Raw genomic sequence first — 13064 nt, 5'->3', positions numbered from 1 at the left:
GCTGTTTGCATTGTTAACATGATCACACTTTTTTGACGTATCCCCCTTTTGGTGCGTCATTTTCACTTAGGTGATAGGCAGGGCATTGCAGGAACACATCGATACGCTGGTTGCGCGTTATGACGATATTACCCGTCTCAAGACGCAACGGGCGCTGGGCCTCATGAGTCGCTACGGGCAGCAGGTATTTCAACTGCTGCCGGTCATGCTGCACTTCAATCATCCCCTGTTGCCTGGCTATGTTTCCGGTGATGTCCCTCATGGCATCTGGAGTTTCAGCACCACCCCAGAACAGCAAGCCTTCATCGATGACCTCTGTCAGAATGCCAATTGTCTCAACGGGCTTGCGACCCATGACCGAGCCATTCAAGGGCTCTACTCCATGGGCAGCACCTCTTCCATTGGGCAGTGCTGCCACTCCGATCTCGATATCTGGGTCTGCCACGTAGCTGGCTTGTCGCAGGAACGGCTCGATCTGCTGGAGCAGAAGTGCCAGCAACTCTCCAAGTGGGCGGAACAGCGCGGGGTCGATCTCAACTTCTTCCTGATCCCGGAAGACAAGTTCCGCCAGACCAACGATGCCGAGATGCAGGGGGAGAGCTGTGGCAGCGCCCAGCATCTGCTGCTGCTCGACGAGTTCTACCGCAGCGCCATGCATATCGCCGGCAAGCGGCTTATCTGGTATCTGGTGCCCGTCGAATATGACGACCACTACGACGAGTATGTGAACGGGCTGTTCGAGAGCGGCCAGCTCGATCAGGATGACTGGCTCGATCTGGGCAGTTTTAACCGGATCCCGGCCGAGGAGTATTTCGGCTCGGCCCTGTGGCAGCTCTACAAGGGGATCGACTCTCCCTATAAAGCCGTGCTCAAGTCGGTACTGATGGAAGCCTACTCCCACGAGTACCCCAATACCCGCCTGCTCTCGATGATTGGCCGCGACTGGTTCCAGCACAACGAGGGGATGCACTACCGGCTCGACAACTACTGTCTGATGCTGGACAAGGTGACCAACTACCTCAAGTCCATCGGTGACATGGCGCGACTCGATCTGGTGCGCCGCTGCTTCTACCTCAAGGTGTGCGATGGCCTCAGCCATCCCAAGGACGATCACTCCCCCGAGTGGCGCCGCGAGCAGATGAGCCAGCTGGTCTCTTACTGGGGCTGGAGTCAGGAGAAGCTGTACCATCTCGATCACCGCCACGAGTGGAAGGTCGAGGAGGTGAAGATCGCCCATGCCGAGTTGCTGGAAGCCCTGATGCAGAGCTACCGCAACCTGATCCAGTTCGCCCGCCGCAACAACATCAGCGAGTCGATCAACCCGGAAGATATCGGCATCTTGTCGCGCAAGCTCTATGCCGCTTTCGAGAGCCTGCCGGGCAAGGTGCAGCGGGTGAACCTCAAGATAGCGCCGGATCTGAGCGAGCCGGATCTCAGCTTCGTGCAGGTGCCGCACGGTCGTCTCAATCGCGCCGGCTGGTATCTCTACAAGCATTCGCTGGAGCCGGTGGACATCATTGGCCGCGCGCCGCTGGAGTTCAACGGTTACATCAGCAAGCTGGTCTCTTGGGCCTATTTCAACGATCTGCTGACGCCCCAGTCGCGGGTGCACCTCTTCAATCAGGGGTCGGATCTGCACATCGACAATCTGCACCAGTTCTGTCGCGATCTCTCCGGCTGCTTCCCCGAGAAGTACCCGCTCGCCACCAACCTTGCGCTCAGTCGGCCGTGCGAAATTCGCCAGCTCTCCATCTTCCTCAACCTGGAGATGGATCCGACCAGCCACTGGGTCGGGCAGGTGATCGAGTTCGACGCCAATACCGTGGATGTCTTCTCGTTTGGCCGCAATCAGGAGTGTCTGGTCGGTTCGGTGGATCTGGTCTATCGCAACTCCTGGAGCGAGATCCGTACTCTGCACTTCCAGGGGGATGAAGCTGTGGTCGATGCCCTCACCACTATCCTCGGCAAGATGCATCAGGATGCCGCCGCTCCCGAGATGATCGAGGTGTTCTGCTACAGCCAGCACTTCCGCTCTCTGGTGCGCTCCCGCTTCCAGACGCTGGTGGCCGAGTGTATCGATCTGCGCCTGGCCCGCGACAAGCAGCAGCTGGTCAAGACCATGGCGCTCGGTAAGGAGAAGTACGGCATCTTCTTCGAGCGGCGCGGGGTGTCGGTGAAGAAGCTGGAAAACGCCATCGATTTTTACCGCCACATCTCCCACAACAAGCTGGATCACCTGCCGCTGCGGCTCGACAAGACCCACAGCCAGCATCTGCCGAGCATCGTCGATGCCTACGCCAGCGAGGGGCTGGTGCAGTTCTTCTTCGATACCCGGGATGCGGGCACCAACATCTATATCCTCGATGAGGCGAACCGGGTCGAGATCTACCAGCACTTTGCCGGCAACAAGGATGAGCTGGTCTCCGGCGTGAACCGCTTCTACACCTCGAATCACGAGCGATTCAGCGATGACGGTCAGTTCATCAACTTCAACCTGCCCCAGTACTACGAGATAGTGCAGCACAATGGCGAGCTGGCGGTTATTCCCTACCGCAGCCAGGGGGCGGGGCGTGAACAGGTGCCGCCGACCCGCGATGTGGGTTAGCCGCTGCGGATACGCATCCTGAGAGCACAGCAATAAAAACGGCCTGCAGTTGCAGGCCGTTTGCGGTTGCTCAGGCGCCGAGGCGGGCCAGCAGCCAGCTGCGAATGTCGCCCAGTTGCGGGCGGCAGATCTCGTGGCGCATCGGGTATTCGTGCCACTCCGGGGCGAGCCCCATCTCTTCCAGCCGGTTCTTGGCATCCCAACCGAGCGACAGGCTCACCACATCGTCGTAGATGCCGTGCATGTAGCAGATGGGCAGGGTGCGAGCGGCCTCGCTCATCTCGTCTGCCAGCTTGTCGGGGGCGGCCAGATAGGTGGACATGCAGAGCAGGCCTGCCAGCTGTGCCGGATAGCGCAGCGCGGTGAAGGAGGCAATCACCCCGCCCTGAGAGAAACCCGCCAGCACGATATGCTCGGGGGCAAACCCTTCGGCGACCAGCTGATCCAGCAGGGCGCTGATCTGGCTGGCCGATTCACGGACATGGGACTCCACGGCCCGCTCGGCGGGGTCCTCGAAGCTCTTGATGTCGTACCAGCCGCGCATCTTGTAGCCCATGTTGATGGTGATGGGGCGCTCCGGCGCATCCGGCAACAGGTGACGCACCGGCAAGTCGGCGGGCAGATCCAGCGCATCCACCAGCGGGGCGAGACCGGCGCCGGAATCACCCAGCCCGTGCAGCCAGATCACCGCGTGACGGGCGCCCTGCGGGTGCAGGTCGGTCATGGGAACACCACCTCTTCGCCCGCCTGGGCGGTGCAGGATTGGCTCAGCAGCGCCTTGAGCTCGTGGCCGAAACGGTTGTCGATCCAGGTGTCACCCTGCAGTTCGAAGTGGAAGCCGTTCTCGCGGGTGGCGACCCAAATCTGATGCAGTGGCTCCTGCTTGTTGATGATGACCTTGGTCTTGTTCTCGAAAGAGAGGGTCAATACGCCACCGTTGCGTTCGCAGTCGATATCCGGATACCCCTCGTCGAGCGTGTCTTCCACATATTGGAAAAAGGCGTCGGTCAGGGCGTGATACTCGTGATCCTTCATCGGTTTATCCTGTTGCTTTTAACAATGTGAGTGCGATTATAGAGGGCCAAAAATTTTTTCGCAGCGAACCATTATGATCACCCAGTTCACCAAGTGTCTGCTTGCCACTCTTCTGTCCCTCGGGTTGGCCGCGTGCGGTCTGAAGGGGCCGCTCTATATGCCGCCCCCCGAGCAGCCACAGAGCCAGAGTACACCGCAAGCAGCGCCGCCTGCGACCACTGAGGCTGCCACCGAGGCCGCGCCGCACTAATGCCGCACCCATTCTAGGAAGGAACCGCCCCCTTGGATCACTTTAACTACGACGCCGACGGCCAGCTTCAGGCCGAGCAAACCTCGCTGCAACAGCTTGCCGAGCAGTACGGTACCCCGCTTTACGTCTACTCCCGTGCGACCCTCGAGCGCCACTGGCACGCCTTCGACAAGGCCGCTGGCGATATTCCCCATCTGATCTGCTATGCGGTGAAGGCCAACTCCAATCTGGCGCTGCTCAACCTGCTGGCCCGTCTGGGCTCGGGGTTTGACATCGTCTCCGGTGGCGAGCTGTCGCGGGTACTGGCGGCGGGCGGTGATCCGGCCAAGGTGGTTTTCTCCGGGGTCGCCAAGAGCGAAGCGGAGATGCGCCTTGCGCTGGATAAAGAGATCCTCTGCTTCAATCTGGAGTCGGAAGCCGAGCTGGAGCGCCTCAATCGGGTGGCGGGCAGCATGGGCAAGAAGGCCCGCGTCTCGGTGCGGGTCAATCCGGATATCGATGCCGGTACTCACCCCTATATCTCCACTGGCCTCAAGCAGAACAAGTTCGGCATTCCCATCGAGCTGGCGCCCGCCATCTATCGCAAGGCGGCCGCGATGGCGAACATCGAAATCGTCGGGGTGGATTGCCATATCGGCTCGCAACTCACTGAATTGAATCCCTTTATGGAAGCGGCTGACAAGTTGCTGCGGCTGATCGACGGTCTGGCAGCGGAAGGCATTCATATCCATCATCTGGACGTGGGGGGCGGCCTTGGGGTCAACTACGGTTCCGAGCAGCCGCCCCATCCGACCGAGTACGCCGAAGCGCTGAAGCAGAAGCTGGCGGGCCGGGATCTGACCCTGCTGTTCGAGCCGGGCCGCGCCATCGTCGCCAATGCCGGCGTGCTGCTGACCCGGGTGGAGTACCTCAAGCCGGGCGAGACCCGCAACTTCGCGCTGATCGATGCCGGTATGAACGACATGCTGCGCCCCTCGCTCTACGGCGCCTGGATGAACATCATCGAGGTGGATAGCCGCGCCGGTCATGCTCCCGCGCTCTATGACGTGGTGGGCCCGGTGTGCGAGACCGGCGACTTCCTCGGCAAGGAGCGCACCCTGGCCATTGCCGAAGGCTCCCTGCTGGCGGTGCGTTCGGCCGGAGCCTACGGCTTTACCATGTCATCCAACTACAACACCCGTCCGCGCGCAGCCGAAGTGCTGGTGGATGGTGCCGAAGCACATCTGATCCGCGAGCGTGAGCAGTTGGCCGATCTCTGGCGTGGTGAGCACCTGCTGCCCTGATGGCGCAGGCTGGGACAATGATTTCATAACGGTTGACGGTGAGTTTTTACAGCCCTAACAGCACAGGAATGCACGATGTTGACAGATTGTTCCAGGATGCATGGGGCTTTGGACAACGACTTCATGGCGTTTAGCGACCCTTGGTTCGGTGAATTTTTACAGCCCTAACAGCACAGGAATGCACGATGTTGATAGATTTTTCCAAGATGCATGGCTTGGGCAACGACTTCATGGTGGTGGATGGCGTCACCCAGAAGGTATTTTTCAGCAATGACGTCATCAAGAAGCTGGCAGATCGCCACTTCGGGATCGGCTTTGACCAGCTGCTGCTGGTGGAGCCGCCCTATGACCCTGAACTCGACTTTCACTATCGCATTTTCAATGCCGATGGCAGCGAGGTGGAGCAGTGCGGCAACGGCGCCCGCTGTTTTGCCCGTTTCGTGCGTCTCAAGGGGCTGATCAACCGGGATCGCATCGCGGTCAGTACCGCCCGGGGTCGCATCGTGTTGCAGCTGGAGGGGGAGAATCAGGTCACGGTCAACATGGGTGTTCCCCAGTTTGAGCCGGGCAAGATCCCGTTCCGGGCCCAGAAGGCAGAGAAAACCTATCTGTTGCGGGCGCAGGAGCATACCGTGATGTGTGGCGTGGTCTCCATGGGTAATCCCCACTGCGTCATCGAGGTGCCTTCGGTCGCCGATGCGCCCGTCGAGACGCTCGGTGCCATCATGGAGCGCCACGAGCGTTTCCCTGAGCGGGTCAACGTCGGCTTCATGGAGATGGTCAACGCCACCGAGATCAAGCTGCGTGTATTCGAGCGGGGCTGTGGCGAGACCCTGGCCTGCGGCACCGGTGCCTGTGCGGCGGCGGTGATTGGCATCAGTCAGGGCAAGCTCAAGGAGCGGGTCACCGTCAGTCTGCCGGGCGGCAAGCTGACCATCGCCTGGAAGGGGCCGGGCCAGCCGGTCTACATGACAGGCCCCGCCGAGCATGTGTTTGACGGCCAGATAGAGGTTTAGCCGATAAAGGTTCAGGTACGGGGGGCGCTGGCCCCCTTTGCCCATGATGTCGGGGCAGCGAGCCCCATTTCTCTGATGGATCAACCAATTTATGAGCGAACTCAAACGGCAGGAGCAATCGGTGGATGAAGCCACTGTGCTGGAGTACCTGGCCCGTTATCCCGAGTTTTTCCAACGCCATGCCGCCGTGCTGGACCGGATCCGCATTCCCCATGAACGCAAAGGGTCGGTCTCGCTGGTCGAGCGCCAGCTGGAGCGTCAGCGCGAGCGGATCGAACAGCTGGAGCAGGAGATCACCGAATTGATGGGGATCGCCAGCGAAAACGAGCGGATCTTCCGGGTCTATGCCGATCTCTACGGCGAGCTGTACGGCTGCCAGACCCTGTTCGAGGTAAGTGCCGTGATGGGCAAGGCCTTTGTCCAGCGGCTGCGCCTGACCGGGCTGCGGCTCTGGCTCAATCCCAAGAAGTTTGCCCTGAGCGGGCCCGAGCAGCGCTTTCTGGCGCAGGGCAAGCAGCTCGAATCCCTGCTGGGTCAGCGTCTGCCGGGGCAGGATTACTACTTTGGCCGCCTGAGCCAGAGCGAGAAGCAGGCGCTGTTTGGCCATGATGTGCTGGTCAACTCGGTGGCCCTGATGCGGCTCGGCGATCTCGGTGTGCTGGCCTTCGCCAGCTCGGATCCCGGCCACTTTACTCCCCACAACGACACCCTGCTGCTGGGCCAACTGGGGCGCCTGCTGCAACTGCGTCTGCCCGAGTTGACTCATGGCTAGAACACCGGCCAAGGCGCCTGCCAAAGCACCCGTCATCGCACCGCCACTGCCTGCGGCACTGGCGGACGAGCTGGCGGCCTTTATCGAATACCTGAGGGTCGAGCGTCAGCTCAGCCCTCATACCCGCAATAACTATCAAGCCCATCTGGAGGCGATGACCGCCGAGCTGGTGGCCCTCGGGCTCACTGATTGGGGTCGGCTCGAGGCGAGTCAGGTGCGCACTCTGGTGACCCGGATGCACAAGGGGGGCCTTGCTCCTCGTTCCCTTTCCACCAAGGTCTCGGCCCTGCGCAGCTTTTGCGACTGGCAGGTGCGGCAGGGGCGGCTCACCGCCAATCCGGCTCGCGGTATCGTCACCCCCAAACAGGGGCGGCCGCTGCCGAAAAACCTCGATGTGGACGAGATGCACCAGCTGCTCAACATTACCGACGAGCAGGATCCGCTGGCGGTGCGGGATCGCGCCATCATGGAGCTGATGTACTCTTCAGGGCTGCGTCTGGCCGAGCTGGTGGGGATCAATCTGGTGGATCTGAAGCTCGACGACCGCCAGCTCAAGGTGACCGGCAAGGGCTCGCGGGAGCGGGTGCTGCCCATCGGCCGGATGGCGGTGGAGTGGCTGCAGAAGTGGCTCAAGGTGCGCCCGCTGCTGGCCGGGGATGAGAGCGAGGCGCTGTTTGTCTCCAACCGCAAGCAGCGGCTGTCGGCGCGCTCGGTGCAGGCCCGCCTCGATGGCTGGGGCAACAAGCAGGCGCTTAACGCCCACGTCCATCCCCACAAGCTGCGCCACAGCTTCGCCACCCATATGCTGGAGTCTTCCGGCGATCTCCGGGCGGTTCAGGAGCTGCTGGGACATGCCGACCTCTCCACCACCCAGATCTATACCCACCTCGACTTCCAGCATCTGGCCAAGGTTTACGACAGCGCCCACCCCAGGGCCAAGCGTGACCCGGATGCGCAGGACGATGAATAACGGGCCCTGAGCCCCGTTGCAGAGGATAGTCCATGCACTTCTATCGCCGCTGGCAGCCGGTTGCTGCCATCTCGTTTGACCTCGATGACACCCTCTATGACAACGGCCCCGCCATCGTGCGGGCCGAGCAGTGGATGTTGAGCCATCTGCGCAGCGAATATCTGGCGACAGCCATGCTCGACAAGCCACGCTGGCTGGAGCTAAAACGCGCTGTGTTGCTGGCCAACCCCGGGCTGCGCCACGATGTCAGCCTGGCGCGCCAGCAGACCATCCGCGCCGCCATGGTCGAGGGGGGGATGGCCGACCAGCAGGCCAGTCGCGAGGCGGAGCAGGTCTTTGCTGCGTTTCTGGCAGAGCGCTCGAAGATCGATGTGAGCGAGTCCACTCATCAGCTGCTGGCCAGATTGGCCGAACGCTACCCGCTGGTGGTCATCACCAACGGCAATCTGGATCTGCTTCAGGCCGGGCTGGATCGCTACTTCACGCTGGTCTGCAAGGCGGGGGCGGGCGCCAGGATGAAACCGGCGCCGGATATGTTTGAGCAGACCCGCAGTGCCCTCAAGCTGCCTGCGCAGCGGATCCTCCATGTGGGGGATCATCCCGAGACCGATGTACTGGGTGCCCGTCTGCATGGCTTTCGCGCCGCCTGGCTCAACGAGCGGCAGCAACGGTGGCAACAGCTGCAACTGTTGCCGGACGTGGAGCTGACGGCACTGGAGGAGCTGGCCGAGCTGCTGCTCTGATGGCGCTGGCGGGTGGCCACGCTCAGGCGGTAATGGCTGTCAGCGAATAGCAATATATGGCAAGGGGTTACGCCCGCTATTTGCGACAAACCAACCCGAGCAGGGTGTAGCGGTCGCGCTGGTTGACGCGGCAGTAACTGATACCGGCGGGCAGCGCTTGTTGCAGGGTGATGGCGCTGTTCTGATAGCGGCAAACCAGATAGAGGGGGCGCAGGCTGCTATCGAGCTGGCTCCAGTAGTGGATCTCGTCGCTGTCGCCATTATCCGGTTTGAGTTGGGCCAGTTCAGCAGGATCTCCGTCGAACAGGGCCAGATTATCGAGCCGGTGACTGAGGGTTTCGTCCGGTTTGCCATCGTCATTGCGGGTGAACGCCTGCCAGCCCTGCTGCGGGGTCAGCAGCTGCTGGCGACTCTCGATGGTGGCGGGACAATCAAATTGCAGGCTGGCGGCAAGGGCCAGGGTTGTCAGTAACATGGCTGCTGTTCTCTCTTCACGTCCTCAATACGATGCCATGTTACGTCATCTTCCACCGAACAGCTTCATCAGTTTATCAAGCAGATCAAGCTGTTGTGGTGGCTGTTTCATGGCTTCCGCCTCCCGCTCCAGCAGCGCCCGCTGCTCCTGCTGACGATCGCTCAGCACCCGGTAGAGGGGCTCGACCAGCGCCTCACGCTGCATCACCAGCTCCTGAAACATTGCCTGATTGATGCGATAGGTTTCGACGGTGGCCACCGCCCGTACCGTGAAGGAGCTGGGCTCGCCGGTGAGCAGGCTCAGTTCGCCAAAAAAGTCTCCCGCGTTGAGCGTACCAAGCTTCAGCTCTCGCCCCTCGACATTGACCACCATCTCGGCTTCCCCTTTGACCAGCACGAACAGCCAGCTGGAGACATCTCCCTGCTCCAGCATGATGTCGCCGCTGACGAAGGGGGCAAACTTCACCTGGTCCGCCAGTCTGATCAGCTCATCCTCCTGCAACATGGCAAACAGCGGCAGCTTGCGCAGGGTATCGGTTCGTTCGGCGGTGTGGCGCTTGTGGCGGGCATCCAGATGCTGCTTCTCCTTGGCCATAAAGACGTTGAAGATCGGCGGGGTGAGGCGGCGATCGTTGCGGCGCAGGGCGGCATCGATCAGGCTGCGCACCATGGAGTCGGTCGGATCGTCGCGAGCCAGATCGGTCAGCCAGTAGCGCACTGCATAGCGGGCAATCCCACCCTCGACATTCATCAACAGGCAGTCCGGTTGCGGATACTTGGCGACGCAGGGGAGCTTGGTCTCCCGCAGGGATTTCTCGATCAGCGCGATGATCTGGGTCGGCAGGGTATCCAGGGTCAGATCGAACCAGACCCAGCGCCGCCACTGCAAGGGTTCGCCACGGCGACGCCCGAGCACGGTGAAGCGCTGTTTGAGCAGGTGGCTGTTGGGGATGACGACTGTCTCCCAGTTGCGGGTCTCGATGGTGGTGGCACGCCAGTTGATCTCCACCACCCGGCCCTGGGTGGTATCCACTTGCAGCCAGTCACCGATGGCGATGGAGTTGTCGAGCTGAATGGAGACCCCGGCCAGCAGGTTGCCCAGGGTGTCCTGCATGGCGAAGGCGATGACCGCGGTGATCACCGCGGAGGTGGTGACTATCTCCCCGAGCGCCATGCCGGAGGCGTAGAGGCGAAACAGACCCCAGCCGATATAGCCGATGGTGATGACGATATCGGCGATGATCCGCGGGATCCGCACATGGCAGAGGGGGAGCAGAAATTCGAACAGCAGGATCCCCCATATCTTGACCAGTATCAGGCCGGCCAGCAGGGTTGAAATCTCGATCAGCAATTGATGGGGCAGCGGCAGTTTGAACCAGCCCCCCTCCAGCTGGATCAGCAGGATCACCACCGCGCTTATCATCACGAAACTGAGCTCGGAGAGCAGCTCCCGTCGCTGTCCCGGACGGCGCCAGAAGTGGATCAGCATCAGGGAGAGGGTGAGCAGGGTCCAGAACGGGTGTTCGCCAATCCAGATCAGCGTCGGTAGCGCGGTGAGGTTTTCGCCAGCCATAGCAGCACCTTATTGTGGTTTTATTTCCAGCATAGCTGCTGCGGCGCTGGGAAATGGTGCGTTGGGGCGGCAATTTATTTATCCTGTGCAGAACCGGGCAAAGGAGTGCGATTGAGTGAAATTTTCAAAGAAAATCATCTGTTTGATGGCCCTGTTGCCATTGGCTGGCTGCGACCTGCTGGCCGAGAAGTATCGGGTCGAATTCCGGGATGGCTCCTGGCGTGAAATAGCCATTACCCCCTTCTCCAGCGAGGCGCGCTGGCGTGAGGGGTGTGCCACCGGTGAGGTGCTGAGCGACATGAAGGTGCCCATCAAGCGGGGTGACACGGTCAATGGCCGCGAGCAGTTGCTGATCGGTGGCGAGAAGTTCGAGCTGGATGACAACAACCTCTACCGCAGCAACGGCATGGTGTTTGGCCATTCGCCTGACCATATCCAGCGCGGGCTCAAGGGGATGGATATCTGCCGTACCCTGCGCCCCGAGCGGGGTGGACTGCCCAAGCTCAAGGCGCGCGGGTTTGGCGACTGAATCGATGAGGGATTAACTCGCTGCCATCAATGCACAGCGCTGGCGGCAGGCATCGCCAAAGGCTTGAAATATCTTGATGGAGTGGGGGTTTTCATTGGCCTTCCACTCCGGATGCCACTGCACTGCCAGCAAAAAGGGCGACAGTGCGGGAGCATGAAGTGCCTCTATCAGCCCATCTTCGGCGTGGGCCAACGGCTCCAGACCCTTCCCCAACCGGTTGATGCCCTGCCCATGCAGGGAGTTGACCGGAATCTGTTCTTCCCCCATCAGTTCGGCAAACCAGCTGCCGGGCAGCAGTTTGATCTGATGGCTCGGCCCATACTGCTCGTCGACCGGATCGTCGGCATCCTCCCGGTGATCGTCATATCCCGGCTCGTTATAGACCTTCTGATGGATGTCTCCCCCCAGCGCCACGTTGATCTCCTGCATGCCGCGGCAGATACCGAGGATCGGCAAGCCACGGGCGAGCGCCCCCTTGATGAGGGGCAGGTCGAACAAATCGCGATCCCTGTCTTGCTGTTTTTCCGGCGTGAGGTTCTCCTGACCGTAGAGGGCCGGATCGATATTGGAACCTGCACCACTCAGATAGACCCCATCGGCGAGATCCAGATACTGCTCCAGATCGGCGGTGCCGCAGCAGGTGGGTACCAGCAGCGGGACACAGCCACTGATCTCGACCAGCGGCATGATGTATTTGTGGGTCATCACCTGATAGGCGTGGCCGTTGCGGGGCTGGGCGCCCATGGTCATCAGTACGACAGGTTTACGGGGAGCGGGAGGCAGGGGATTTGGCATAGGGCACCTTGATTATCCTTGGCGTTGAAGTCTCATCCTGCACCTTGGGCAGACCCTTGCACATCGGCTGGGCAAGGGCATGCCTCAAGGTATGGTCATGGGATCCCGCGTCTTACCGGGTGGCAGAATCGAATCGTCGGTCAGCCTCGGCAGCGACAGCCTGGATCCTCTCCCCAGTCTGCCAAGGCTGTTCAATATGTCAAACAAAATGATGCAAAGTTGTTAACAGGTTTGTCTTGAACGGCTCTTAAGCGGCGATTTAACGGGGCTGTTGAGATGAGCCGTTATGGCTGGGGTAGTAAAATGGTGGATATATTAAACGCGCAGGGCTGGCGGGGGATGTTGAGAGGAAAAGGCATCAATAGAAACACGCCTCCCCGAGGGGAGGCGTGTGTCGGGGATCACAGCAGGTCTTCGATCTCGCCGCGCAGATACTGGTACATCTCGCGGTAGGCGACCGGCGGCTTGTTCAGCTCCCGCTCCTTGTTGGCGGAGCGGATCAGCTGGCGCAGCTTCTGGCGATCCAGTTCGTGGAACTGGGACATCAGCTCATTGAGGGCGCTGTCACCTTCGGTGATCAGGCGCTCGCGCCACTGCTCCAGGCGATGCAGGCGCGCATTCACGGTGGAGTGACGGTTCTTGATGATGGAGAGCGCTTCGGCAATCGGCTCGATATCGCGGCTGCGCATCAGGCGGCCGATGAACTGCAGATGGCGACGGAAGGACTCATCCTTCTTCGGCTTGAGTTTGCGACCCAGCTCGACAGCTTCTGCAAGCTCTTCATCCAACGGGATTTTTTCCAGCTCGCTGTGGCTGAGGGAGACGATCTCTTCCCCCATTTTCTGCAATGCTTCGGCATCGCGCTTGAGCTGGCTCTTGCTGGGGCCCCAGTCTTCGAACTCGTTGTCGTCTTGATATTGACTCATCGGTCTCTTGATTCCTGTCATTCACGTTTGGCGGATATGTTACCAGCTTCTCCCGCTGGGCGCAGGGGTCTGATATGCTTACCCCCCTTTCCT

Annotated in this window: 14 protein-coding genes; 8 read left to right on the top strand and 6 right to left on the bottom strand. The window is 60.8% G+C overall.

Annotated elements, in window-relative coordinates; genetic code table 11:
- The first annotated feature begins 85 nt into the window (after nucleotides 1–85).
- A complete protein-coding gene (locus G5380_RS11045) occupies nucleotides 86–2605 on the top strand; it encodes a class I adenylate cyclase (protein WP_421352739.1) in 2520 nt (839 codons plus the stop codon).
- Nucleotides 2606–2675: 70 nt separating this feature from the next.
- On the opposite strand, the gene G5380_RS11040 is transcribed toward G5380_RS11045, so the two are convergent.
- Both G5380_RS11040 and cyaY read right to left on the bottom strand, forming a co-directional pair.
- Nucleotides 2676–3329: an alpha/beta hydrolase gene (locus G5380_RS11040; RefSeq protein WP_421352738.1), complete on the bottom strand. Its 654-nt coding sequence runs from the start codon at nucleotides 3327–3329 to the stop codon at nucleotides 2676–2678.
- Nucleotides 3326–3640 (bottom strand): iron donor protein CyaY, encoded by a 315-nt coding sequence (gene cyaY / locus G5380_RS11035; protein WP_069554181.1) that lies wholly within the window; start codon nucleotides 3638–3640, stop codon nucleotides 3326–3328. Before cyaY ends, G5380_RS11040 begins: the two co-directional genes overlap by 4 nt.
- 73 nt (nucleotides 3641–3713) lie before the next feature.
- Between cyaY and lptM the strand changes: the two genes are divergently transcribed.
- From lptM to G5380_RS11005, 6 genes are all read left to right on the top strand, one after another.
- Nucleotides 3714–3890 carry an LPS translocon maturation chaperone LptM gene (lptM, locus tag G5380_RS11030; protein WP_019444858.1) on the top strand — a complete coding sequence of 59 codons (177 nt, stop codon included), beginning with the start codon at nucleotides 3714–3716 and terminating at the stop codon, nucleotides 3888–3890.
- Nucleotides 3891–3922: 32 nt separating this feature from the next.
- Nucleotides 3923–5173 (top strand): diaminopimelate decarboxylase, encoded by a 1251-nt coding sequence (gene lysA / locus G5380_RS11025; protein ID WP_064335261.1) that lies wholly within the window; start codon nucleotides 3923–3925, stop codon nucleotides 5171–5173.
- Nucleotides 5174–5358: 185 nt separating this feature from the next.
- Nucleotides 5359–6189 (top strand): diaminopimelate epimerase, encoded by an 831-nt coding sequence (gene dapF / locus G5380_RS11020; protein ID WP_005336371.1) that lies wholly within the window; start codon nucleotides 5359–5361, stop codon nucleotides 6187–6189.
- A 91-nt stretch (nucleotides 6190–6280) separates the two neighbouring features.
- Nucleotides 6281–6961 carry a DUF484 family protein gene (locus tag G5380_RS11015; RefSeq protein ID WP_005336370.1) on the top strand — a complete coding sequence of 227 codons (681 nt, stop codon included), beginning with the start codon at nucleotides 6281–6283 and terminating at the stop codon, nucleotides 6959–6961.
- The gene (xerC, locus tag G5380_RS11010; RefSeq protein WP_337073095.1) at nucleotides 6954–7931 is read left to right on the top strand and encodes a tyrosine recombinase XerC; all 978 of its coding nucleotides are present in this window, start codon (nucleotides 6954–6956) and stop codon (nucleotides 7929–7931) included. Before G5380_RS11015 ends, xerC begins: the two co-directional genes overlap by 8 nt.
- A 32-nt stretch (nucleotides 7932–7963) precedes the next feature.
- Nucleotides 7964–8674, top strand: coding sequence for an HAD-IA family hydrolase (locus tag G5380_RS11005; RefSeq protein WP_421208909.1), 711 nt, complete (start codon nucleotides 7964–7966; stop codon nucleotides 8672–8674).
- Between the two features lie 76 nt (nucleotides 8675–8750).
- Here G5380_RS11005 and G5380_RS11000 read toward each other — a convergent pair whose 3' ends face one another.
- Together G5380_RS11000 and G5380_RS10995 are read right to left on the bottom strand one after the other, a co-directional pair.
- Nucleotides 8751–9149: an STY0301 family protein gene (locus G5380_RS11000; RefSeq protein ID WP_421208908.1), complete on the bottom strand. Its 399-nt coding sequence runs from the start codon at nucleotides 9147–9149 to the stop codon at nucleotides 8751–8753.
- A gap of 45 nt (nucleotides 9150–9194) precedes the next feature.
- Nucleotides 9195–10721 carry a cyclic nucleotide-binding domain-containing protein gene (locus G5380_RS10995; RefSeq protein WP_421208907.1) on the bottom strand — a complete coding sequence of 509 codons (1527 nt, stop codon included), beginning with the start codon at nucleotides 10719–10721 and terminating at the stop codon, nucleotides 9195–9197.
- 145 nt (nucleotides 10722–10866) lie between these two features.
- Between G5380_RS10995 and G5380_RS10990 the strand changes: the two genes are divergently transcribed.
- The gene (locus G5380_RS10990) at nucleotides 10867–11250 is read left to right on the top strand and encodes a hypothetical protein (protein WP_040069030.1); all 384 of its coding nucleotides are present in this window, start codon (nucleotides 10867–10869) and stop codon (nucleotides 11248–11250) included.
- 12 nt (nucleotides 11251–11262) lie between these two features.
- Here G5380_RS10990 and G5380_RS10985 read toward each other — a convergent pair whose 3' ends face one another.
- Together G5380_RS10985 and yjgA are read right to left on the bottom strand one after the other, a co-directional pair.
- The gene (locus G5380_RS10985; protein ID WP_421208906.1) at nucleotides 11263–12045 is read right to left on the bottom strand and encodes a gamma-glutamyl-gamma-aminobutyrate hydrolase family protein; all 783 of its coding nucleotides are present in this window, start codon (nucleotides 12043–12045) and stop codon (nucleotides 11263–11265) included.
- A 401-nt stretch (nucleotides 12046–12446) separates the two neighbouring features.
- On the bottom strand, nucleotides 12447–12971 hold the full coding sequence (gene yjgA / locus G5380_RS10980) for a ribosome biogenesis factor YjgA (RefSeq protein ID WP_005336359.1): 525 nt from the start codon (nucleotides 12969–12971) through the stop codon (nucleotides 12447–12449).
- Nucleotides 12972–13064 lie beyond the last annotated feature (93 nt).

Source organism: Aeromonas sp. 604443, from assembly GCF_049170315.1.
GTDB lineage: Bacteria > Pseudomonadota > Gammaproteobacteria > Enterobacterales > Aeromonadaceae > Aeromonas > Aeromonas veronii_A.
Note: the sequence above shows the minus strand (reverse complement) of the source record. Positions and strands in the feature narration are given on the sequence as shown.

Bases quoted from the DNA above. Each gene is read 5' to 3' on its own strand.
- G5380_RS10985 (WP_421208906.1), bottom strand. From the start codon at position 12,045: ATGCCAAATCCCCTGCCTCCCGCTCCCCGTAAACCTGTCGTACTGATG.
- dapF (WP_005336371.1), top strand. From the start codon at position 5,359: ATGTTGATAGATTTTTCCAAGATGCATGGCTTGGGCAACGACTTCATG.
- G5380_RS11015 (WP_005336370.1), top strand. From the start codon at position 6,281: ATGAGCGAACTCAAACGGCAGGAGCAATCGGTGGATGAAGCCACTGTG.
- G5380_RS10990 (WP_040069030.1), top strand. From the start codon at position 10,867: ATGGCCCTGTTGCCATTGGCTGGCTGCGACCTGCTGGCCGAGAAGTAT.
- G5380_RS10995 (WP_421208907.1), bottom strand. From the start codon at position 10,721: ATGGCTGGCGAAAACCTCACCGCGCTACCGACGCTGATCTGGATTGGC.
- G5380_RS11005 (WP_421208909.1), top strand. From the start codon at position 7,964: ATGCACTTCTATCGCCGCTGGCAGCCGGTTGCTGCCATCTCGTTTGAC.
- G5380_RS11000 (WP_421208908.1), bottom strand. From the start codon at position 9,149: ATGTTACTGACAACCCTGGCCCTTGCCGCCAGCCTGCAATTTGATTGT.
- yjgA (WP_005336359.1), bottom strand. From the start codon at position 12,971: ATGAGTCAATATCAAGACGACAACGAGTTCGAAGACTGGGGCCCCAGC.
- xerC (WP_337073095.1), top strand. From the start codon at position 6,954: ATGGCTAGAACACCGGCCAAGGCGCCTGCCAAAGCACCCGTCATCGCA.
- cyaY (WP_069554181.1), bottom strand. From the start codon at position 3,640: ATGAAGGATCACGAGTATCACGCCCTGACCGACGCCTTTTTCCAATAT.
- G5380_RS11040 (WP_421352738.1), bottom strand. From the start codon at position 3,329: ATGACCGACCTGCACCCGCAGGGCGCCCGTCACGCGGTGATCTGGCTG.
- lptM (WP_019444858.1), top strand. From the start codon at position 3,714: ATGATCACCCAGTTCACCAAGTGTCTGCTTGCCACTCTTCTGTCCCTC.